This window comes from Mesorhizobium sp. M0909 (assembly GCF_040319515.1).
In the GTDB taxonomy this organism is placed as follows: Bacteria; Pseudomonadota; Alphaproteobacteria; order Rhizobiales; family Rhizobiaceae; genus Mesorhizobium.
In genome coordinates this window covers 139,273-160,330 of record NZ_JAMYOA010000011.1, presented here as the reverse complement: position 1 = coordinate 160,330, position 21,058 = coordinate 139,273, and the positions used below count along the sequence as shown (strand labels likewise).

The 21,058-nt window shown below is 61.2% G+C and carries 23 protein-coding genes; 13 read left to right on the top strand and 10 right to left on the bottom strand.

The features are described from left to right. Positions 1-91 precede the first annotated feature (91 nt). The 3 genes from NKH83_RS18845 to NKH83_RS18835 form a co-directional block, all read right to left on the bottom strand. The gene (locus NKH83_RS18845; RefSeq protein ID WP_352806549.1) at positions 92-478 is read right to left on the bottom strand and encodes a type II toxin-antitoxin system VapC family toxin; all 387 of its coding nucleotides are present in this window, start codon (positions 476-478) and stop codon (positions 92-94) included. After that, entirely contained in the window at positions 429-734 is a 306-nt protein-coding gene (locus NKH83_RS18840; RefSeq protein WP_352806546.1) for a type II toxin-antitoxin system VapB family antitoxin, read from the bottom strand. Before NKH83_RS18840 ends, NKH83_RS18845 begins: the two co-directional genes overlap by 50 nt. A gap of 66 nt (positions 735-800) precedes the next feature. After that, complete coding sequence (locus NKH83_RS18835; protein WP_352806543.1) at positions 801-1,043, bottom strand: IS110 family transposase; 243 nt, start codon at positions 1,041-1,043, stop codon at positions 801-803. A gap of 733 nt (positions 1,044-1,776) precedes the next feature. Here NKH83_RS18835 and trbB point away from each other — a divergent pair. From trbB to NKH83_RS18780, 11 genes are all read left to right on the top strand, one after another. Continuing rightward, the gene (gene trbB / locus NKH83_RS18830) at positions 1,777-2,742 is read left to right on the top strand and encodes a P-type conjugative transfer ATPase TrbB (RefSeq protein ID WP_352806637.1); all 966 of its coding nucleotides are present in this window, start codon (positions 1,777-1,779) and stop codon (positions 2,740-2,742) included. Between the two features lie 74 nt (positions 2,743-2,816). After that, complete coding sequence (locus NKH83_RS18825) at positions 2,817-3,080, top strand: TrbC/VirB2 family type IV secretion system protein (protein ID WP_254818676.1); 264 nt, start codon at positions 2,817-2,819, stop codon at positions 3,078-3,080. Next, on the top strand, positions 3,080-3,343 hold the full coding sequence (locus tag NKH83_RS18820; RefSeq protein ID WP_352494331.1) for a VirB3 family type IV secretion system protein: 264 nt from the start codon (positions 3,080-3,082) through the stop codon (positions 3,341-3,343). Before NKH83_RS18825 ends, NKH83_RS18820 begins: the two co-directional genes overlap by 1 nt. Before the next feature lie 10 nt (positions 3,344-3,353). Continuing rightward, entirely contained in the window at positions 3,354-5,861 is a 2,508-nt protein-coding gene (trbE, locus tag NKH83_RS18815; RefSeq protein WP_352806539.1) for a conjugal transfer protein TrbE, read from the top strand. 32 nt (positions 5,862-5,893) lie between these two features. Beyond that, positions 5,894-6,607, top strand: coding sequence for a P-type conjugative transfer protein TrbJ (gene trbJ / locus NKH83_RS18810; protein WP_352806632.1), 714 nt, complete (start codon positions 5,894-5,896; stop codon positions 6,605-6,607). A 12-nt stretch (positions 6,608-6,619) separates the two neighbouring features. After that, positions 6,620-6,988 (top strand): putative entry exclusion protein TrbK-alt, encoded by a 369-nt coding sequence (gene trbK-alt / locus NKH83_RS18805; protein WP_352806536.1) that lies wholly within the window; start codon positions 6,620-6,622, stop codon positions 6,986-6,988. Then, a complete protein-coding gene (gene trbL / locus NKH83_RS18800; RefSeq protein ID WP_352806533.1) occupies positions 6,985-8,355 on the top strand; it encodes a P-type conjugative transfer protein TrbL in 1,371 nt (456 codons plus the stop codon). The genes trbK-alt and trbL overlap by 4 nt, the downstream gene beginning before the upstream one ends. Then, positions 8,352-9,038 carry a conjugal transfer protein TrbF gene (gene trbF / locus NKH83_RS18795; RefSeq protein WP_352806529.1) on the top strand — a complete coding sequence of 229 codons (687 nt, stop codon included), beginning with the start codon at positions 8,352-8,354 and terminating at the stop codon, positions 9,036-9,038. Before trbL ends, trbF begins: the two co-directional genes overlap by 4 nt. After that, positions 9,038-10,099 (top strand): P-type conjugative transfer protein TrbG, encoded by a 1,062-nt coding sequence (gene trbG / locus NKH83_RS18790; protein ID WP_352806526.1) that lies wholly within the window; start codon positions 9,038-9,040, stop codon positions 10,097-10,099. Before trbF ends, trbG begins: the two co-directional genes overlap by 1 nt. Next, the gene (locus NKH83_RS18785; protein ID WP_352806523.1) at positions 10,096-11,304 is read left to right on the top strand and encodes a TraB/TrbI/VirB10 family type IV secretion system protein; all 1,209 of its coding nucleotides are present in this window, start codon (positions 10,096-10,098) and stop codon (positions 11,302-11,304) included. Before trbG ends, NKH83_RS18785 begins: the two co-directional genes overlap by 4 nt. Next, positions 11,301-11,528, top strand: a complete 228-nt coding sequence (locus NKH83_RS18780) for a DUF2274 domain-containing protein (RefSeq protein ID WP_352806520.1) — start codon at positions 11,301-11,303, stop codon at positions 11,526-11,528. The genes NKH83_RS18785 and NKH83_RS18780 overlap by 4 nt, the downstream gene beginning before the upstream one ends. Before the next feature lie 496 nt (positions 11,529-12,024). Here the strand turns inward: NKH83_RS18780 and NKH83_RS18775 are convergent, their stop codons facing one another. After that, positions 12,025-12,912: a LysR family transcriptional regulator gene (locus tag NKH83_RS18775; protein WP_352806517.1), complete on the bottom strand. Its 888-nt coding sequence runs from the start codon at positions 12,910-12,912 to the stop codon at positions 12,025-12,027. A 349-nt stretch (positions 12,913-13,261) separates the two neighbouring features. Here NKH83_RS18775 and NKH83_RS18770 point away from each other — a divergent pair, with 349 nt between their 5' ends. Together NKH83_RS18770 and NKH83_RS18765 are read left to right on the top strand one after the other, a co-directional pair. Next, positions 13,262-14,242, top strand: coding sequence for a GHMP family kinase ATP-binding protein (locus tag NKH83_RS18770; protein WP_352806514.1), 981 nt, complete (start codon positions 13,262-13,264; stop codon positions 14,240-14,242). After that, the gene (locus NKH83_RS18765; protein ID WP_352806512.1) at positions 14,239-15,285 is read left to right on the top strand and encodes a cysteine synthase family protein; all 1,047 of its coding nucleotides are present in this window, start codon (positions 14,239-14,241) and stop codon (positions 15,283-15,285) included. The genes NKH83_RS18770 and NKH83_RS18765 overlap by 4 nt, the downstream gene beginning before the upstream one ends. A 43-nt stretch (positions 15,286-15,328) precedes the next feature. Here NKH83_RS18765 and NKH83_RS18760 read toward each other — a convergent pair whose 3' ends face one another. The 6 genes from NKH83_RS18760 to NKH83_RS18735 form a co-directional block, all read right to left on the bottom strand. After that, the gene (locus tag NKH83_RS18760; RefSeq protein WP_352806509.1) at positions 15,329-16,060 is read right to left on the bottom strand and encodes an amino acid ABC transporter ATP-binding protein; all 732 of its coding nucleotides are present in this window, start codon (positions 16,058-16,060) and stop codon (positions 15,329-15,331) included. Next, positions 16,057-16,713 (bottom strand): amino acid ABC transporter permease, encoded by a 657-nt coding sequence (locus NKH83_RS18755; protein ID WP_352806506.1) that lies wholly within the window; start codon positions 16,711-16,713, stop codon positions 16,057-16,059. Before NKH83_RS18755 ends, NKH83_RS18760 begins: the two co-directional genes overlap by 4 nt. Positions 16,714-16,815: 102 nt before the next feature. After that, positions 16,816-17,499 carry a substrate-binding periplasmic protein gene (locus tag NKH83_RS18750; RefSeq protein ID WP_352806629.1) on the bottom strand — a complete coding sequence of 228 codons (684 nt, stop codon included), beginning with the start codon at positions 17,497-17,499 and terminating at the stop codon, positions 16,816-16,818. Positions 17,500-17,725: 226 nt separating this feature from the next. Then, positions 17,726-19,018 carry a threonine synthase gene (locus tag NKH83_RS18745; RefSeq protein ID WP_352806502.1) on the bottom strand — a complete coding sequence of 431 codons (1,293 nt, stop codon included), beginning with the start codon at positions 19,016-19,018 and terminating at the stop codon, positions 17,726-17,728. Beyond that, entirely contained in the window at positions 19,015-20,208 is a 1,194-nt protein-coding gene (locus NKH83_RS18740) for a M24 family metallopeptidase (protein WP_352806499.1), read from the bottom strand. The genes NKH83_RS18745 and NKH83_RS18740 overlap by 4 nt, the downstream gene beginning before the upstream one ends. After that, positions 20,198-20,971, bottom strand: a complete 774-nt coding sequence (locus tag NKH83_RS18735) for an IclR family transcriptional regulator (protein WP_352806497.1) — start codon at positions 20,969-20,971, stop codon at positions 20,198-20,200. Before NKH83_RS18735 ends, NKH83_RS18740 begins: the two co-directional genes overlap by 11 nt. Between the last annotated feature and the right edge of the window lie 87 nt (positions 20,972-21,058).

Genomic DNA, 21,058 nt, shown 5'->3' with positions numbered 1-21,058 from the left:
TTGATGCAGGCCGAGCCGATAGAATCGAAACTAATTGGGCGCTATCAAAGGGTTCAAGCTGGAGACAGCCGATGATCTTAGAGTCTCGTGCTCATGCCGGTTCGATATCCGTTTGGGCGAAGTCTTTGCCGATGAAAAGCAGCGGTTGGTCTGCACGCTTTGCCAAAGCATAGGAGAGGCAATCGGCAAAATTTAGCGCCGCCGGGTGGTGGCCCTTGCCGTAGGTCAGCCAGCCCTGGGTCGCCAGACCAACCAAATCGGAGTCGACAGGAATGATGTCGCCCTCGATTTTGCGCAGCCAAAGATCGATCTCGGCCAACGCGTGTTCGCCGCGCCTGCTGACCAGCACCATGCGTGCCTCGATCACGCAGGTTGCCGGGACCAGACGGATTGGGTCGGAGACCAGCGCTCGTTCCAGCCTTGTTGCCTCAGGCTCGCTCCGAAGGATCGCTACAACAGCTGAGGTATCGATCACCATCAGTTAGGGATTCCATGCTCGTCATACTCGATGATCTCCTCGTCGCTGCGACTATCCAGTTCAGGTAATCGTGCCACTCTTCTCGGATGGCGCGCAATTCTGTCAGCAGACGCTCCTGAGCGGTCTCTCCAAAGCCCAAGCGATGCAAGCGCTCGCTAAGGGCCTGATGAATGGCTGCTGTCTTACTTATACCCTGGCGGCGTGCGAGTTCATCGGCGAGAGCAACGGTGGCCGGATTTTTGATGTTCAGGGACACGAGAAACTCCAAAAACCTACCTTTCAGGCAATTTCTACCATAGCCCTCACATACGTGCTGCCTTGCCTACACCCGCACCGGATTGACCACGACAGTCGCCTGGCCGGCGCCTGCCAAGGCGGCGACCGCCAGTCTCTCGAAGCTGCCTGTCGTCTCCAATCCGACAACGGCCGGCGAAAGGGCTGTCAGCCGCCGAACCAGATCCTCCACTCCGGCGTGATCATTCTCCACTGACAAAGCCTCGCCGGACGGCAAAACATGCACGTCGAGCCGATCGTTGGAAACGTCGATGCCAACAATGATTTCCATCCTGTCCCATCCTTGCATAATCGGGTTTCGGTTTCGGCCCAGGCGACTGTTCGAGTTATGGAACGGCGGACGAAGACCCTTGCTCTCCCACGGGCTCGATCACCCAGAGATGCTCCGGCCTCCCGTCGGCCACCGACCTGCTTTCATAGCAGAGTCGGCAAGAAACAGGTTACAAGGATGCCACCCGCCCAGCTCCAAGCGGTTCGGAAACGACGGAAGAAAAGGGTCGGATAAATCCCGGCTGAATATAAGTCTTGGCTTGAGGAACTCTACCGGACCGCAGCAAAGAGCGTACGGGCAGCGGTCCATGGAGGGTGAAAGCAGTCCCTTCATCCTGTCAGACGTACCTAAGAGCCGCTGATCCTCCGTCGGGATGCCACCCCTTGAATGTCGGGCGGTCGATGACACTGGTCGATGGGTCACGCTCGGCGAAAGCGATCCGTGTTGGTCGATCCCGAGCAGTAAATCCGCCTTCTCGTAGCCGCCTGTTCTGCTGGAGCGGCGACGTCCTATCGTGCACTGGGCTGCTTGAGCCCTCGCAATCGTGGCACCGAATTTCGCAAGTCTCTGCACGTCATGCCACGATAGTCGGTTTTACTTGTTGCGGAGCCAGTGTTCATGCCTTTTCTAATTATCCCCGAGCGCGGCACGAACCAGTCCGCCGCGAGAAACGGGGACCATCGTGGCCACCAACCATCATGCCAGCAAGGGAGCGGTGTCGCGCGGCACGCGCATGCTGCGCACCGCTCTCGGCCCGGCCATAGCAGGCTTCCTTGACGATCCGGCCATCGTCGAGGTGATGCTTAATCCCGATGGTCGCCTCTGGATTGATCGCCTCACCGAAGGACTTGTTGCAAGCAATGAAATACTGATCGCGGCAGACGGCGAACGGATCGTCAGGCTGGTCGCGCACCATGTCGGTGCGGAGGTGCATCCGGGCTCGCCGCGCGTTTCGGCTGAACTGCCCGGGACCGGTGAACGGTTCGAAGGCCTGTTGCCGCCTGTCGTCACGGCACCAACATTCGCCATCCGCAAGCCGGCAGTCGCGGTGTTTACGCTTCAAGACTATGTCGCTGCCGGCATCATGACCGAAGGCCAGGCTGACGTCCTGCAGCTTGCCGTGGAGACACGCAAGAACGTGCTGGTGGCCGGCGGCACATCGACGGGCAAGACCACGCTGGTCAACGCGCTTTTGGCGGAGGTGGCTAAAACCGCCGAGCGCGTCGTGCTGATCGAGGACACACGCGAGTTGCAGTGTGCTGCGCCCAATCTTGTAGCGCTGCGCACCAAGGACGGTGTCGCCTCGTTGTCCGATCTGGTGAAGTCGTCGTTACGACTTCGGCCCGACCGCATCCCGATCGGCGAGGTACGGGGCGCCGAAGCGCTCGATCTGTTGAAGGCATGGGGCACCGGTCATCCCGGCGGCATCGGCACCATTCACGCCAATTCTGCCATTGGCGCATTGCGGCGACTGGAACAGCTCATACAGGAGGCCGTCGTTACGGTCCCGCGCGCGCTGATCGCCGAAACCATAGATCTCATCGCGGTTCTCGCCGGCCGTGGCTCAGCGCGCCGGCTCGTCGAGATCGCCTTGGTCGACGGGCTCGATCCGGCCACTGGCGACTACCGCACCCTGGAAGCAAATCTCGAGACCACAACGGCCCTGAATCACCACTCGCCCTATGGAGCTTCAGAATGATCCTCATTCCCTTCAATTCATCGGCTTTCCGTAAGCCTGCCGTGGAGCTGTCGTATGCGGCGGCCGCTGCGATCATGATGATTGCACCTGCCCATGCTGCCGGTTCCTCCATGCCCTGGGAGGAGCCGCTTCAGCAAATTCTCGAATCGATCGAGGGACCAGTCGCCAAGATCGTGGCGGTGATCATCATCATCATCACCGGCCTTTCGCTCGCCTTCGGCGACACGTCAGGCGGATTTCGCCGCCTGATCCAGATCGTCTTCGGGCTGTCGATCGCTTTCGCGGCAAGTTCGTTCTTCCTGTCCTTTTTCTCCTTCGGCGGCGGAGCGCTGATCTGATGGAGGAGGAAGTCCGTGGCTTCTTCGCGCCGATTCATCGCGCACTCACCGAACCGATCCTGCTCGGCGGCGCGCCGCGCGCGGTCGCGATTGCCAACGGCACGCTGGCCGGCGCGGTCGGATTGGGACTTCGTTTGTGGATCGCCGGGCTCATCATCTGGGCAGTCGGGCATCTCATGGCCGTCTGGGCGGCAAAGCGCGATGCGCAATTCGTCGATGTGGTTCGCCGACACCTGCGCTACCCCACGCATTTCGGCTGTTGAGCTCCTCATCATGATGAACCTCGCGGAATACCGAAAGAAGAACGCCAGCCTCGCAGACTATCTGCCTTGGGCTGCCCTGGTTGCGCCGGGCGTGGTGCTCAACAAGGACGGCAGTTTTCAAAGGACGGCGCGTTTTCGCGGGCCGGATCTGGACTCCGCCACGCCCGCGGAGCTGGTCGGCACGACCGCTCGGCTCAACGGCGCGCTGCGCCGGCTGGGCTCCGGCTGGGCAATCTTTGTCGAAGCGCAGCGCAATCCCGCCAGCAGCTATCCCGACAGCCGGTTCCCGGATTGCGCATCCGCGCTTCTCGATATCGAGCGTCGGGAACAGTTCGGAGCCTCCGGCGTGCTGTTTGAAAGCAGCTACTTCCTCACTTTCATGTGGCTGCCTCCCGCCGAGGAAGCGTCGCGAATGGAGAGCTTACTCTACGAAGGCCGGGAAAAGCCGGGCGTCGATCCCTGGGAGCTCCTGAAGACTTTTGTCGATCGCACCGAGCGCGTGCTCAACCTCATCGAGGGCTTCGTTCCCGAAGCTCGCTGGCTCGATGACGGCGAGACGCTGAGTTACCTGCACTCAACCATTTCGACCAAGCGGCATCGCGTTCGCGTGCCAGAAACGCCGATGCATCTCGACGCTTTGCTTGTCGATCAGCCGTTGGCCGGGGGCTTGGAGCCGAGGCTTGGCGATGCGCATCTGCGCACACTCACCGTCACCGGGTTCCCGACGATGACCTTCCCGGGGATTCTCGACGATCTTAATCGGCTTGCCTTCCCCTACCGCTGGTCGACGCGGGCGATCATGCTGGACAAGGCCGACGCGACCAAGTTGGTGACGAAGATACGCCGTCAGTGGTTCGCGAAACGGAAATCCGTCGCCGCGATCCTTAAGGAGGTGATGACCAACGAAGCGTCCGTCCTCGTCGACACGGACGCCGCCAACAAGGCGGCCGATGCAGACGCGGCGCTGCAGGACCTGGGCTCTGACCAGATCGGCGAAGCCTATGTCACCGCCACCGTGACAGTCTGGGATGCCGATCCCTCGATTGCCGACGAAAAGCTGCGTCTGGTCGAAAAGATCATTCAGGGCAGGGACTTCACCTGTATCGCCGAAGGCGTCAACGCTGTCGAAGCTTGGCTGGGCGGCATTCCTGGCCATGCCTATGCCAATATTCGCCAGCCGCCGCTTTCGACGCTCAACCTCGCGCACATGATTCCGCTCTCCGCGGTCTGGGCAGGTCCGATCGAGGACGAGCACTTTGGCGCCCCGCCGCTGTTCTTTGCCAGAACGGAGGGCGCCACACCGTTCCGGTTCAGCCTGCATGTTGGCGATGTCGGTCACACCCTGGTCGTCGGCCCGACCGGCGCCGGCAAGTCGGTCCTGTTGGCGCTGATCGCGCTTCAGTTCCGGCGTTACGAGAACAGCCAGGTCTTTGCCTTCGATTTCGGTGGCTCAATCCGCGCTGCCATGCTCGCCATGTATGGTGATTGGCACAGTCTCGGAAGCAATGCTGAAAGCGGGCATGTGTCTGACGATCCGTTGCCCTTGCTCACCTTGGCCGATCTGTCGAGCGATGTCGGCACTGTGTCGCTACAGCCGCTTGCCCGCATCCATCATACGCCAGAGCGGGCCTGGGCGGCCGACTGGCTTTTCGACATTCTGCTGCGCGAAGGCGTGGCCATCACGCCGCAGGTCAAGGAACATCTGTGGTCGGCGCTGACGTCGCTGGCTTCTGCGCCAGTCCAGGAGAGGACACTGACTGGCCTGTCCGTGCTGCTGCAATCCTCGCCGCTGAAACAGGCGCTTGGTCCCTACTGCATCGGCGGTGCTTTTGGCCGGCTGCTTGATGCCGAGCATGAGCGTCTCGGCGAAGCCTCCGTCCAGGCGTTCGAAACCGAGGGCCTGATCGGCACGGGTGCTGCTCCCGCGGTGCTTGCCTATCTTTTCCACCGCCTCGAGCAAAGGATGGACGGCCGGCCAACACTCCTGCTCATCGATGAGGGCTGGCTGGCGCTCGACGATGGCGGTTTCGCCGACCAGCTGCGCGAATGGCTGAAGACGCTGAGAAAGAAGAACGCCAGCGTGGTCTTCGCCACGCAGTCGCTTTCCGACATCGAAGGATCGCCAATCGCGCCGGCAATAGTCGAAAGCTGCCCGACGCGGCTGTTCTTGCCAAACGAGCGCGCCATCGAGCCGCAGATCACCGAGATCTACCGACGGTTTGGTCTCAACGATCGCCAGATCGAGATCATCGCCCGGGCGATACCGAAGCGCGACTATTACTGTCAAAGCCGCCGCGGCAATCGCCTGTTCGAACTGGGGCTCGGTCCGATCGCGCTGGCGCTCTGCGCCACGTCGTCCAAATCGGACCAGGCCGCGATCGACCGGATAGTCGCCGAGGCCGGCCAAGACCATTTTCTCGAGGCTTGGCTAGCGGGGCGCGGTCTCTCCTGGGCGGCCGACCTCATCCCAGATCTCACCAACGTGATCGAGCAGTCCACAGAGGAGATTTCGTCATGAATTCCGTTCTTGCAGGCAGCCGCATCCGTCGCATGGCGGCAGCCGGCGCCATCGCCGTCGCCACGGCGCTGTCATCGGCACCAGCATCGGCGCTGATCGTGTTCGATCCCAGGAATTACGCCGAAAACCTGCTTTCGGCATCGCGTGCCCTGGAGCAGATCCACAACCAGATCACCTCGCTGCAAAACGAAGCGCAGATGCTGATCAACCAGGCGAGGAATCTCACGTCGCTGCCGACCTCGCTGCTTGGCCAAATTGAGGGGAATTTTGCCGAGATGAAGAGCTTGCTCGGCGAGGCCGAGAAGCTGGCCTATAGCGTCCAGGATATCGAGAGCCAGTTTGCCTCCACTTACACGAATTTCGGTTCGGATCTCTCCAGCCAGCAGCTTGTCGAAGGTGCGCGTCAACGCTGGCAGACCTCGGTGTCTGCCTTCGAGCATTCGCTGAAAACCGGCGCCGTCGCAGTCGACAACATCGCAGGGACACAAGAGCAGACGAGCGCGCTGGTCAGCGCCAGCCAATCGGCTGTCGGCGTGCTGCAGGCGACGCAGGCCGGCAACCAGCTTCTTGCCGTGCAGGCCAAGCAAGTTGCCGATCTCACCGCGATGCTGGCCGCACAAGGAAGGGCCGAGGCCCTTGAGCAGGCGAGGAGGGCAGCCGCGCAGGAGCAGGCACGCGAACAGTTCAGCCGTTTCATGACGGGCCGCAGCTACAGCCCGTCATCCGTAAGAATGTTCCACGACTGAGGCGAAGACCGCATGGATCTCAAGATCGCCGCCCGGGTAACAGCCGTTCTTGCACTTGGCGCCGCCATGACCGCCGCCTTCATGGTGCTGCGCGGCGACGGCTCGCGGGACGCGTCCTCCCCGCACTCCGCGCATCCGGGCGGCGAGCCGGCAAGAGTCGAACTTGGCCGATGCCGGAACATTGGCATAGCGGCGATTGATGACGACGCCTGCAGGAAAGCCTGGGCTGAAAGCCGCCGACGCTTCCTGCGGCCATCCCGCCCGATCGTGCCAAATGTGGCTCCGTCGATCGAAAAGGACCCGAGCCGGGTGCCACCGCTCCAACCGCCAACGCCGCCTTTCGCGGAAGACCGGCCCTATCCCGAAACGGTGGCGCCATGAACGACACCGGTGTGATCGATCGCTTCCTCGAGACTTTCACTCGCTACATCGATTCCGGCTTTGGTCTGCTCGGTGGGGAAGTTGCGTTTCTCACTTCGACCCTGATTGTCATCGACATCACACTGGCCGGCCTGTTCTGGGCCTGGGGTGCTGATGAGGACGTGCTGCATCGGCTGGTGAAGAAGACGCTCTATATCGGTTTCTTCGCCTTCATCATCGGCAACTTCAACCGTCTTGCCGGCATCGTCTTCGAGAGCTTTTCCGGGCTCGGCCTGAAGGCTGGAGGCTCGGCACTTTCAGGCTCGGCATTGCTGCAGCCGGGCCGCGTCGCACAAGTCGGCATCGATGCCGGCAATCCGATCCTCGAGGCCGCCAGCCAACTGATGGGCTACGTCTCGTTCTTCGAGAATTTCGTCCAGATCGTAGTGCTTATGATCGCCTGGGCGATCGTACTGATTGCGTTCTTTCTTCTAGCCGTCCAGATCTTCGTCACGCTGGTCGAATTCAAACTGACGACGCTTGCGGGGTTTGTGCTGATCCCCTTTGCGCTGTTCAACCGGACTGCGTTCCTTGCCGAAAAAGTGCTCGGAAACATCGTTGCCTCCGGCGTGAAGATCCTGGTCCTTGCCGTCATCGTCGGCATCGGCTCGGGGCTGTTCGGCGAGTTCACCCAAGGTTTCGGCACCGAACAACCCACAATCACGGATGCGCTGTCGCTTGTCCTGGGCGCTCTGTCGCTGATGGGGCTGTCGATCTTTGGTCCCGGCATTGCGACGGGGCTGGTCTCTGGTGCCCCGCAACTGGGCGCAGGTGCCGCTGTTGGCACGAGCCTCGTCGCTGGCGGCCTTGGCGTGTCCGGCGCTATGGGTGCTCGCGCCGGATTGAGCGGCGCAGCAGGCGCGCTCAATGCCGGTGCGCGTATGTCGGCAGCAGCCGCACGCGGCGGCGCGCATTTGGCCGGCAGCACTTCGGCCGCCTGGGAATTTGGCGCAGCAACATCTGGAAGAGGTGGTGCAGGCTCAATCGCCGCCGGCATGGCGGGTATCGCAAAGATTGGTGCCAGCGCTGCCGTTCAACCCGTCAAGCAGGCGATGTCACGCGCCGCGTCAGCCCTGTCCGACAGCTACGAGGCCGGCCGCTTTGCAGCTTTGAATGCGGCGAGTGGAGAGCAATCGTCGCGAACGGCTTCCTCCGGTGAATGGCCGACTACCGAAGCCAGCGCCGACTCTGCGCCCGCATGGGCAAAACGCATGAAGCGCGGCCAGGCTATGAGCCACGGAGCCAGCATCGCCGCGCATTCGATCCACTCGAGCAATGATAGCGGCGGCTCGATGAATGTTTCTCTCGATCAGGACGACCGCCGATGAACCTCTTTCGACGCCCTTTTGTTCGTTACGCAAAAACGCCTCACCCTGAGACGCCATATCAGCGCGCAGCCCAGATTTGGGACGAGCGCATCGGCTCGGCTCGCGTCCAGGCGAAAAACTGGCGGCTGATGGCCTTCGGCTCGCTCGTCCTGGCCGGCGGTTTTGCATCCGCATTGGTCTGGCAATCGACGCGCGGCTCAGTGGTTCCCTGGGTGGTTCAGGTCGACAAGTTTGGCGAGGCGCAGCTTGTCGCCCCGGCCGTTGCCGACTATCGGCCGACCGATCCCCAGATCGCTTGGCACCTGGCTCGCTTCATCGAACAGGTCAGAAGCATTTCGGCCGACCCGGTCATCGTCCGCCAAAATTGGTTGCGCGCCTACGATTACGCCACGGACCGCGGCGCCATTTCTCTCAATGATTACGCCCGGTTGAACGACCCGTTTGCCAAATTGGGCAAACTCCAGATCGCGATCGAGGTTTCCAGCGTCATCCGCGCTACGCCCGATTCCTTTCGCGTCGCCTGGATCGAGCGCCGCTACGAGAATGGCAACCTGGCCGGCACCGAGCGCTGGACCGCAATCCTCACAATCGTGATTCAGCAACCCCGCGACGCTGACCGGCTCAAAGCCAATCCGCTTGGCGTCTATGTCAACGCCATCAGCTGGTCGAAGGAGTTTTCATGATGCGTGCAGCACCAACAAGAACATCGGCGAGACCGGCCACGCGCAGTGCGCCCAAGGCACGTAGGCTTGCCCTGGCACTGCTGTCGGCAACAGCGCTCGCCGGGTGTGCATCGAAGAAATACATTCCGCCGCAGATCGCCTATGACGATCCGGTGCCTGCCGTGCGCACGGTCGACCCGCCTGGTCCTGTGAAGATAATGGAATTGCCGAAACCGCTTCCGCTACCAGGTCAGTTGAAACCGGTCGAGGCCACTAAGGTGAAGCTGGAGCCCACCGATCCGAAGCAGCGGATCAGCCAGGCCAATGAGGCAGCAAGAATGCAGCCGGTTCGCGACGGCTTCGTCAACGCCATCCAGCTCTATCCCTGGAGTGAGGGCGCGCTCTACCAGATCTATGCCGCGCCCGGCCAGGTCACCGACATCGCCTTGCAGCCCGGCGAGCAGCTCGTCGGCTCCGGGCCTGTTGCCGCCGGCGACACGGTGCGCTGGATCATCGGCGACACACAAAGCGGGGCAGGGGAGCGCCAGCAGGTCCATATTCTTGTGAAGCCGACACGACCGGATCTGCAGACCAATCTCGTCATCAACAGCGACCGCCGCACCTATCATCTCGAGCTGCGCTCGACCGAAAACACCTACATGGCCTCGGTCTCCTGGCAGTATCCGCAGGACCAGCTGATTGCGCTGCGGCGTCAGAACGCGCAGGCTTCCGCCGCTCAGCCGGTCGCCTCCGGCGTCGACATACAGAAGCTGAATTTCCGCTATCGCATCGAAGGCGATATGGCGCCGTGGCGGCCGCTTCGCGCCTTTGACGACGGTGCAAAAGTCTACATCGAGTTCCCGTCAGGCATAGGGCAGGGCGAAATGCCGCCGCTCTTTGTCATCGGCCCATCGGGCGGCTCGGAACTGGTCAACTACCGTGCTCGCCAGAACTACTACGTTGTTGATCGGCTGTTTGCCGCCGCTGAATTGAGGCTCGGCGACAAAACAAGCGAAAAACGCGTTCGCATCGTGCGCACGGACGGCAAACGAACCTGGCCCAGCACGAGGCTGTTCCGATGAGCGACCTTGCGAATGCACCCAACCAGGACATACGAGCGGAACTGCGCTTGCGGCCCGAACCGGCCAGGGTCACCCGACTGTCGCGCAAGGTGCTGATAGGCGTTGGTGGAGTTGCCAGCGCTGCGATCCTCGGCACGTTGATTTGGGCGCTCGACACCAGACAGCGCGCAACCGAACAGCCGGCCGAGCTCTTCACCACCGAAAACCGCTCAACGGCCGACGGGCTTCAGAAGCTGCCGAAGGACTATGCCGGGGTTCCGCAGCTCGGCCCCGCTCTGCCTGGCGATTTGGGCCGGCCGATCTTGCGTGCCCAGGAGCGTGGCCAGCCGGTTGGGGCGTCCAGTGCACCGCGCGCCGATCCGGAGGAGCAGCGCCGACTGGCCGAGATCGAGGCCGCACGCGTGGCGAAGCTCTTCACCGATACGAACACGAGACCTGGTCCGGCACGACAGGATGCTGGCAGCAGAGTCGTAGAACCGGACACCCAATCTGGTCTGACTCCGCCGCTGGGGCTGCCACCCATCGATTCTGGTGCCGCGCAAAACATGCAGGATCGCAAGCTGGCCTTCGTCAATGCCGAGCCAGACCGTCGCACCGTCAGTCCCAATCGGCTCGCCGAGAAGGCCTCGCCCTATGTGGTGCAAGCCGGCACAGTCATTCCAGCTGCCCTTATCACAGGCATCCGCTCCGACTTGCCCGGCGAGATCACCGCTCAGGTCACGGAAAATGTCTACGACAGCCCGACAGGATCCCATCTCCTGATCCCGCAGGGGGCGAGGCTGATCGGCCAGTACGACAGCCACGTCGCCTTCGGCCAGTCGCGCGTGCTGCTGGTCTGGAACCGGCTGATCATGCCTGACGGCACTTCAACGGTGCTGGAGCGCCAGCAGGGCGCAGACGCCGAAGGATTTTCCGGACTTGAAGACGAGGTTGACCATCATTGGGGCCAGATGTTCCGTGCCGCAGCACTCTCGACATTGCTGGGTATTGGGACGTCGCTTGGGTCCAGTGACGACGAAAGCGAAATCGCCAAGGCAATCCGCGAAAGCGCGCAGAATTCGGCCTCCGATATTGGCCAGCAGCTCGTGCGCAATCAGCTCAATGTCCAGCCGACGCTCACCGTGCGGCCCGGTTTCCCGGTTCGCGTGATTGTCAATCGCGACCTTGTTCTTGTGCCTTACGGCACGCTGAAGGATCCATCATGACCAAGCTGAAACTTTCCGCCATTCCCGATGACCGTCCGGTCAAGATCACGGTCGAACTGCCTGCCGCCGTTCATCGCGACCTTGTCGCTTATGCCGATGTGCTTGGCCGTGAAAGCGGCCAAGCAATCGCAGATCCGACAAAGCTGATTGCGCCGATGCTGGCACGATTCATGGCAACGGACAGGGCATTCGGCCGAATGCGTTCCCACACGAACTCGGGGTAATCAAAGGCAGCAATCGGTTTGACGGTTGTCTGCTCGGCCTGACGGTTCTCCGCACGGAGAGCCACCCCACATCTGCTCAAGATCAGCATTGCTGTCGGCTGGCAATCAAGGTCGCCTCGGATTCCTATGAAACCGGCCAGATGAAGACCAAGACAGCAGGGTGGCCTGATCGTGAAGCTAAACAACCGAACTGTCGACCTTCACCACCGGCCTCGAGCGTAGGACGAGAGGGGCCTTCTGAGCCTGCGCCCTGACGGAATGAATACCAAAGCTACCAGACGCATTGGCCCGGCAACGTGAGCAGCAGGTCGATCTCCGCGCCCGCAGCTGTTCAGTAGAATTGCTCAACGTGCCGGCGGGGACCGCCGCGGTGAGGGTCTCGATCACAAAGCCTCGCAGAAGGCGCCGGCCACTGGGTGCCCAAGCACGTCTTCCTGCATGGCGAGACCCACTCTGGGACCGGGTGACTGTTCGGGTCATGCCGGTCGGACGACTGTCAGCACGAATACCGATCGCGCAGGAAAGAGATGAAGGTCGGCAGGGCAGGATTGGCGTTGTCGGGGCGCCAACGGGCTAGACTGGAGATCTGGATTGGTTTGCCCCCGATCCGCAGCTTGCGGCAGACCGCATCCTGAGGAACACTGTCGGCATCTTGGTCGTGAATCAGGGCGACTCCAAGCCCGTTTCCGACAAGGCGCAAAAGGATGCCCGCACTGACGTGATGTTCGACGATTAAAGGAAGCTGCACGGCGCGTCCAACGGCGTCGGCGAGCTGAAATGCTTCGCCCCTGCGCACCAGCAACGTCTCCTGCTGCAACTCGTGCCACTCGATCACGGAACGGCTGGCGAGAGAATGATTTGCGGCAAGAACGACAGCCAGAGTGTCTCTCCACAGCGTCAATTCGAATGCGCCGCCGGTAAATCGGGAGGAGGAGGTCACAACCACGTCGACCTGAGTGGCACCCAGAGCAGCCTCAGGCGAAGGGTAAGGACTTTCTGTCAAGCTGATGGTCACGTTGGGATGAGATTGCCCGAACTCGATGATTGCATCCAAGGCTCGCCCGGCGAGGATGATCCCGTTGGAGCCGATGGAAAGCTTTTGTTGGTCATGTTTGGTGCCGGACCTGGCCAGGGTGAGCGTGTTGTCGAGCTCGAGCAGCACGGAGCGCAGATGCTCCAGGAAGCGCTCGCCGGCCGGGGTTGGGCCGACGCCGCGGGCATGGCGATGAAATATCCTCGTACCCATCGCGTATTCGAGATCGCGGATGCGCCGGCTGAGCGCGGAGTGATCGATCCCTGTACGTCGCGAGGCGCGAAGGAAGCTGCCCTCCTCCGCGACCACAAGTGCATAATTGAGGGTAGCAAGTTGGATGGAGCTCTGCATCTCTGCTCAAAGTCAAGTTGGCGACAAAACGCGTTTGAGCGCTTTTGGCCGCTGCGAGCTATCGCCAAATCTCAGTATTGACACAGGGTGAACAGTCCAACCCTCCTTACAAGAACAATAATGAAGACACGGTGCGTGGCGCACTTGTTTCGGAACGGTTGTCCGCATGGCCAACCGCCCTCGGCGCGTGCTGCTGTATCTAGTCCAGTATTGGACGCCCAATTTGTGGGGCGATCTTGCCCGTATCTTTGCACGATGCGCTTGCCTTTGGCATTACCAAGATTTGGCGAGTGACAGCAAGGATCAGTCATACGCATCATCTGTCAATTCCAGGTGAGGAGATGACGTGGTGACAAAGACGGAGATGACGAGATCCGGCCATCGGACAAGCTCGAGCAAGATAAACAACGAGACCATCAGGCTGCCCCTGGCGGTAGGAGTCGGACGAGCCCACGCCCATCATGGGGAATTCCTCCAAGGCGTCTTTGAAGGGGAAAACGGACGGCTTTGTCGCGGACTCATAACCCTGCCGCTCACCTCGCAAGAGTCGCTAGCGACTTTCTGGCCGCATGAGCAAGTAGGGATTCGACCGCGGCCTGCAAACCGGACCAAAGCGGCACGCGCGGCGGCTCTCACGCTCGAGCATATCGGCGTGGCTGAAGGAGGTGGAGAACTTACGATCGAAAGCTCTATTATGATAGGGCATGGCTATGGTTCCTCGACTGCAGACGTCATTGCTGCGATTCGTGCGGTGGCAGCTGCAGCGGGCCTCACGCTGCGTCAGTCAACGATTGCGCGACTGGCGGTTGCAGCGGAAGGTGCAAGCGACGCCATTGCCTATGGCGACCAACCCCTCCTCTTCGCCCACCGGGAAGGCCGTACGATCGAACACTTCGGTGGCGAGTTCCCGCCCCTTCTCTTGGTAGGTTTCAGGGACGGCAGTGCCCGGCCGATCGATACGCTAAGCCTGCCGCGGGCACGCTACGATGGTGAGGAAATCGGGCTGTTCCGTGTTCTGCGAGGACTTGCGAGCCGATCCATTCGGCAACAAGATCCCCGCCAGCTTGGACGTGTCGCAACCATCAGCGCCAGTATCAGTCAGAGGCATCTGCCGAAGGCATCCTTCAATACCGTTTTGGATATAGCACGGGCGCATGACGCATGCGGTGTGCAGGTGGCCCACAGTGGCACCTTGATCGGCATCCTTCTGGATGCCGACGCACCCAGGGCGGCCATGCGCGCTGCTGAACTCGCAAGGCAGGTGAGCGGCGCAGGCCTCCAAGGCGTACATACGTTTGCCCTTAATGCCGAAGCGGGGCTAATCCAGTGAGCGCGGCCCCAGACTATTTACGCGCCTACGAGACGCCCCGTTTTGCCCAACTCGCACCTAACCTCAGCGCCGCCTGTTTTTCCCTCATGAAGCTGATCCCCGCCCGGTTCATGGTCGATCAGGCGGAAGCGTCAGGGCGCCTCAGGCAGCAAGGTCACATCATCGAAACGACGTCGGGCACATTCGGCCTCGCCATCGCCATGCTGGCTGCGGTTCGTGGCTATGCGCTTACGCTTGTCACGGCCTCCAGCCTCATCGACGTGAAGCTCAGGCGGCGCCTGGAACAACTTGGTGCCAAAGTCATGGCCATCGACGATCCTCAAGGAGACGGCAATCAGCGCGGCCGGCTCCAGTATCTCCAGCAGACCCTGCAAGATAGCCCGGGCACGTATTGGCCCCGGCAATACGACAGTCCGGAAAACCGCCTTGCCTATGCGCGCCTGGCCGACCTCATTGTTCGATTATTCGGCCGCATCGATTGCCTCGTGGGCTGCGTGGGCACTGGGGGATCGCTTTGCGGAACTGGAGGTTTCCTTCGTGAGCTCTTTCCTGATCTCAGGATTATTGCTGTCGATACCCACAGAAGCATGCTCTTTGGCCAGCCTGTCGGACGTCGCATGCTGCGCGGGCTCGGCAACAGCGTTTTGCCGGACAATGTTCGTCACGAGATGATCGACGATATTCATTGGGTGGGCGCATTGCCGGCTTACGCAATGGCGCATGGGCTGGTTCGCGATCACGGGCTCTTCATGGGGCCGACCAGCGGCGCCGCTGCCTTGGTCGGCGCCTGGTTCGCCAGGCAAAATCCGGAAGCCTCCACCGTCGTGATAATGCCGGATGAAGGGCATCGTCATTCCGATACAGTCTACAACCCCGACTGGCTCGCCGGTTTGAAGGATTGGCCAATCTCAATTCCTCTTGAACCAACTGTTCTCACGCAAATTCGTCCGGCCGAAGAGACCGCATGGACGAGATTCCCTTGGAACCGCAGAACTTTAAACGCCGTTCTCGCAGGGCTGGACGGCTTGGTCCCTACGCAGTGACAGGTCCGAATTCAGAGTTGGATGCGACAAACCAGCGCCCGAGTCACACGGGGTGCATAACCCGATGAAGAAAGTCCTTAGTGCGTTCGTGTCTCGGATTTCGAAGCAGTTCCTTGGCCGGACCTTGCTCAACGATCCGGCCGCCGTCGAGAAAGAGGACGCTGTCGGAAACCTCGCGCGCGAACTGAATTTCGTGCGTAACGATGAGCATGGTCATGTTCTCGTCTGCGAGCGCGCGCATGACCTGCAGAACCTCGCCGACCGTTTCCGGGTCAAGTGCGGAGGTGGGCTCGTCGAAAAGAATGGCCTGTGGGCGCATCGCCAGGGCGCGGGCGATGGCCACACGCTGCTGTTGGCCGCCCGACAAAGACGCGGGATAGGCATTTGTCTTGTCGGCCAAGCCGACGCGATTGAGCAATGCCATCGCCCGCTCGCGGACCTGGTTCCTATTTTCCTTCAGCACGTAGAGCGGCCCTTCCATGACATTTTCCAGGGCGGTGCGGTGCGGGAATAGGTTAAAGCGTTGGAAAACCATGGAAACGCGGGTGCAGATAGCGTGAACCTGGGGCGAGGCGGCATCCACCACGGTGCCATCGATGCTGATGCGACCGCGCTGATAGGTCTCAAGCCCGTTCACACATCGGAGAAGCGTCGATTTGCCGGAACCCGAGGGCCCAATCAGACATACGACCTGCCCCTTGGCGATCTCGGCGTTGATCCCCTTGAGGACTTCGTGGGCACCGAAGGACTTGTGCACGTTGTCGAAGGTGATCATCCCGCCGCCCCAAGATAGCTCTCGACTCTGCGCATGAACAGGTTCAGCGGAACGGTCAGGCACAGGTAAAGCAGTGCCACCAAGGTAAACACTGTCATGTTGTCGAAAGTGGACGACGCAAGCATCTTACCCTGCATGGTCAACTCCTGAACCGAAATCACCGACACAAGCGAGGAGTCCTTCAGCAGCATGATCATATTGTTGGCGTAAGGCGGCAGGATGATCTTGACCGCCTGCGGCAGCACGACGCGGCGCATCATCAACGGGCGCTTCATCCCGATCGATTTTGCCGCTTCGACCTGACCCTTATCGACCGCCTCGATGCCTGCGCGGAAGGTTTCCCCGAGATAGCAGGAGTGAGCCAGGCCCAGCCCGATCGTGCCGGCCTGGAGCGCGGTCAGGTTGATGCCGATGTCGGGCGCGACAAAGTAGATATAAAAGAGAACCACCAGCAGTGGTATGCCGCGCACGAAGTCGACAAGCAGCCGCGTCGGCACGGCGAGACAGCCTATTCCCGATGTCCTGAACAGCGCCCAGACAAGGCCGAGCGCCGTCGCAAGACACAGGGCAAGAAAGGTTATCATGACGGTCAGCCAAACGCCTTGAAGAAGAAGCGGTAGATATTCCGTTGCGTGCGCGATGAAATTGGTCATGGCCGGCTTCCTCTTGGCACGTTCTCCGGCGCTCAAAGCCGGTCATTCCGATGCGATCCTATGGTCCTGCCAGCCGGCGCTTGTTTTCAATGCGGGATGGCTTCAGAGGCCATATTTGGCAAATATTCGTCTTAATTCGCCGCTTTCCTTCAGCTTGGCGATGGAGGCATTCACCTTTTCGAGGAGCAGTGGATTTTCCTTGGCGACCGCTAACGCGACTTCGCCTTTCTTCATCGGCCGGTAGCCGTCGACGAGGCGAACACCCAGTTCGGGGTTCTTTGAAAGCTGATATGCAACGATCGGGGCGTCACCAAAGCCGGCCTTGATGCGGCCCAGGACCACATCACGCATCATGTCAGCGATTGAGTCGTAGAGCTTGACTTGACCGAAGACGTCAAGCGCTTCCAGAGCGTCGGCGTAGGTCGAGCCGATCTGCGCGCCGACAGTCTCGCCCCTCAGCTCTTCGATCGTGTAGTTCTTGCTGTCGCCGGCAGCAACAAACATCGCCTCGCCATAGGCGTAAACCGGCGTGCTGAAATCGATCACCTGCTTGCGCTTGTCCGTTATGAACATGCTGGCGGAAATCAGATTGATCTTGTTGGTCGTCAATGCCGGAATCAGGGCTGGAAAAGCGTTTACCTGGAAATCAGCGGTGGTACCAAGGTTTGCGGCAATCGCACTTGCCAGATCGACCATCGCGCCAGTCGGCCTTCGGGTTGCCGTGTCGACAAACGTGAACGGCACTCCGGTTGGCGTGACGCCAACCCTCAGAGTTTCCTCCGCCATCGTCTGAGTTGCCGTTGCGACACCGAGGGCTGCGAGCCAGCCGATGAGTGTTTTGCGAAGCATGAAAATTCCCCTTTCATCATGTTTGAATCGAGGTTCCGCTCGCTAAGCGAGTTGAATTTGCCTCTCGTGGATAGCTTTTGGAAGTCGCAATACCGTCCAGTTGTGGACGAGATCATCAGTCGATCAGAAGTCGCATCTGTTCATGATCGTCTCTATCTTCTCTTCAGGACATCTTGGTCGCGCATTGTTGATGAGAGGGCGTGAAATAGTCACTGTCCTCGCCAATGTATTCCCACGCTTCGGCAACTGACCGAAACGATTGTTGTGCTTGGTCGGGGCCGGTCGAACGATCCAAATCCTTCAGGCCGCTTGCTGTCACGATGGCAACGACACTGTCCGACCGCGCGATCGTGCCCTCCCGTCTCAAGGATTCAATTGCTGCAAATGGCGTCACCGAGGCAAGCTCGGCAAATACTCCCTCGGTGGCCGCAAGCTGCTGCTGCATGGCTATCAGGCCGAAGTTGCCGACCGGCATCGCCATGCCGCCAGATTCACGCAGCGCGTTGAGCGCCTGAAACGTGCTTCGTGTGGTGCCGATCGAGATGGCAAGCGTGTCGAAGCCCGCGGGAACCTCGGCGACCAGATCGGCCTTGCCGGCAAGCGCTTTGGCCAAAGATCCGTGCACTTCCGCCGCCAGGAGTCTCGGCAACCGATCGATCCTCCCTTGGCTGAGCAGATCCCTGAATCCTGCCCAGAGCCCGGCAAGCGCGTCGCCATAGCAAACAGGCAAGGCGCACCAGTCCGGCACGGCTCCGTGCATCTGTTCGACGATCTCGTAAGCCAGGGTCTTGTAGCCCTCGATCCCGACAGGATGACTGCCCACCACGGGGCTGTGAAACGGCGACGTCGCAAACCATCCGAGGCGCTCGGTACCAGCGGCAAGCAATGGCCAGCGATGGGACTTGTCGGCCAGGGATACGACGCTGGCGCCGTATTTGCGGATCTGCGCCAACATTGCGCCGGCAGTGCCTGAGAACGTGACAACGACGCATTTCAAGCCCGCCCGTGCAGCATAGGCGGCAAGTGAGGCCCCGGCGTTGCCCGACGAAGCAGTCGCCACGACGCGAGCGCCACTCAAACGTGCCATCGACACCGCCACGGTCGAGAAGCGGTCCTTGTGCGACCACGTCGGGTTTGCGCCCTCGTCCTTGATAAGAAGCTTGGGGACGCCGAGCTGCTTTCCCAGCCTCTCGGCGCTCAACAGCGGCGTCAGACCCTCGCCCAGGGAGATTGCATCGCTGAGGCCACAAGGAAGCGTGTCGGCATACCGCCAAAGCGAGGGGAGCGCGGCACCCGCTGCGGAAGCGGCCGATGTCGCTGCGGATGGATCGTAGACGACCCGAAGATTGGCTGGTGCTTCGCCGCAGCATATCGGGCAGCCGCGTGAGTCGATTTTGGTATCGATCCGGAACAAGGCGCCGCATCGAATACAGGAAAAACCTGCCGCGCGGCTCATAGCGGCACCCGGGTGATTGCGTTGTGCGTCTCTGTCAGCCTCTCCACTCCGCCCTGGCGAACGACCACCATGTCCTCCACCTGGAGTCCCCAGCGGCCGATTTCGTAGTAGGGGGTCTCCACGCACAGCACCATTCCTTCTTCAAGGACGTCAGTACTGCGCGCCGAGAGCGTCGGCGCATCATAACCATCAAGGCCGATGCCATGGCCGACGTGATCGCGCTCGTAGTGGGCAATTCCTTCGCGCTGGACCACACGCACCACCGCCTCGAAGAGCTGTGCAGCAGGCAGGCCGGGTCGGATAATGTCGCAGGCATGCTGAACGCCGCGCAGCAGCGCCTGCTGAAGCCGATGCGCCTGCGGCGGCGGCTCGCCCAGCGTGGCGATGCGGGCAATGTCGGCGCGGTAGTGCCGAAACCGGCCACCGACGTCGAAGCGGATGATCTCTCCAGCGCGCAACTTACGGTCAGACGGCTGGACGTTCATGAGCGCGCTGCGCTCGCCAAAGCCGATGCATCCCAGTACGGGCAGGGCGCCTTCCTCGACCGTCGTGACATGAAAAGCGCGCGCCAGGTCAGCCTCGGTGGCGCCTTCCCGAGCAACGGCGAGTGCTGCTTGAATGGAGCGTTCGGCAATCTGGGCAACTTGGCCGAGCCGTTCGATTTCATCTGCCGTCTTTACGGCACGAACCTCGCGAAGCAACGCGGTGCCTGGTAGCAACGACGCGTTGGGAAAATGAGCTCTCAGGGTTTCCAGGTATCCTGGCGCGAGCCCCGCCTCGTCTATGCCGATCCGCCCGCGGCCGAGCTGGGCTTCTTCCAATGCCGCGACCAAAGCCGCGATTGCATCGCCATGCCTCGGCAGGTCGCGAAGCTGGAGGTGTTGTTCATTGGCGCGGTCCACGGCGGTCGAGGAAGCGACATCGGCGTAAAAGTCGCCGTAGGGCCGCACCTTGCTTACCCAGACTTCCTGATCGGCAATGAGGTCGAGCGTGCTGGTGCTGGCGATGATTTCAGGCGCGCCCTTGTCAGGAGCCGGCCACACCACATAGGTCTGCGGGCCACGACGGATCCATTGCGGCAGCGCCCAGAAGCCGCTCACATAGGTCACGTTTTCCGGCGTCGTGGCTATGACGGCATCAAGCCCGGCTGCCGTCATGCATTGTTTCAGGCGGGTCTCGTTAAGCAGCATGGTGGGAATCCCGAGCCTGTCTTGCTTCCGGAAAGCCGAGGCCGGCTGAGATGCGCGCCGCAGCTGCCGTTACTGCCTCTCCGACCTCGGCGATCTCGACATGCGGTCCCACAGACCGCGGGTAGGCCACACTTATCGCCGCGATGATTGTGCCTGATGCATCGCGAAGCGGCGCGCCGACCGCGATCAGCCCGGTAAAGTTCTCGTCCAGGGAGGTTGTGTAGCCGATAGATTCGGAGGCTCTGATCTGAGCCACGAGCTTGTGCGGGTCGGTGACGGTGCGTACGGCAACCTGCTCCAGCGGACCCTGTCCGAGAATTCCAACCACTGCTTCGCCGCTCAGCTCCATCAGGAGTGCCTTGCCCAAGGCGGTGGAGTGCAGGGGGAAAGTTTCACCGGGTGACGAGCGAATGACGACCGGACTCTTGCTTTGCACGGTCAGGAGATAAATACCGCAATTGCCCCGCCTGATGCCGAGGAATGCGTTGAAGCAACCTTCGGCGGCCAGCGCCTGCAGTTCGATTTCAGCCAGACCAACCAGGCGATCTCTGCCCAGGACCTTCCGCGCCAGCGCCAGCACGGAGTGACCCAGCCGATAGCGCCGCGAGTCTGGCGACTGCTCGACATAGCCCTGCTCTGCCAGGGTGTTCAGAATTCGCTGCACGGCGGGAGCACTCTGCTCAAGGCGGCGGGCGAGTTCGCGCACCCCGACCGCCTCGTCCGCTTCCTTGAGGACATTGAGAACCGCAAGGCCACGTTCCAACGAAAGATTTCCTGTCACTAGCGTTCCTTATTTCGGAATAGCGTTCCGTAATATGGTGAGAAAAGCAGCAATGGTGGCGCCTGTCAA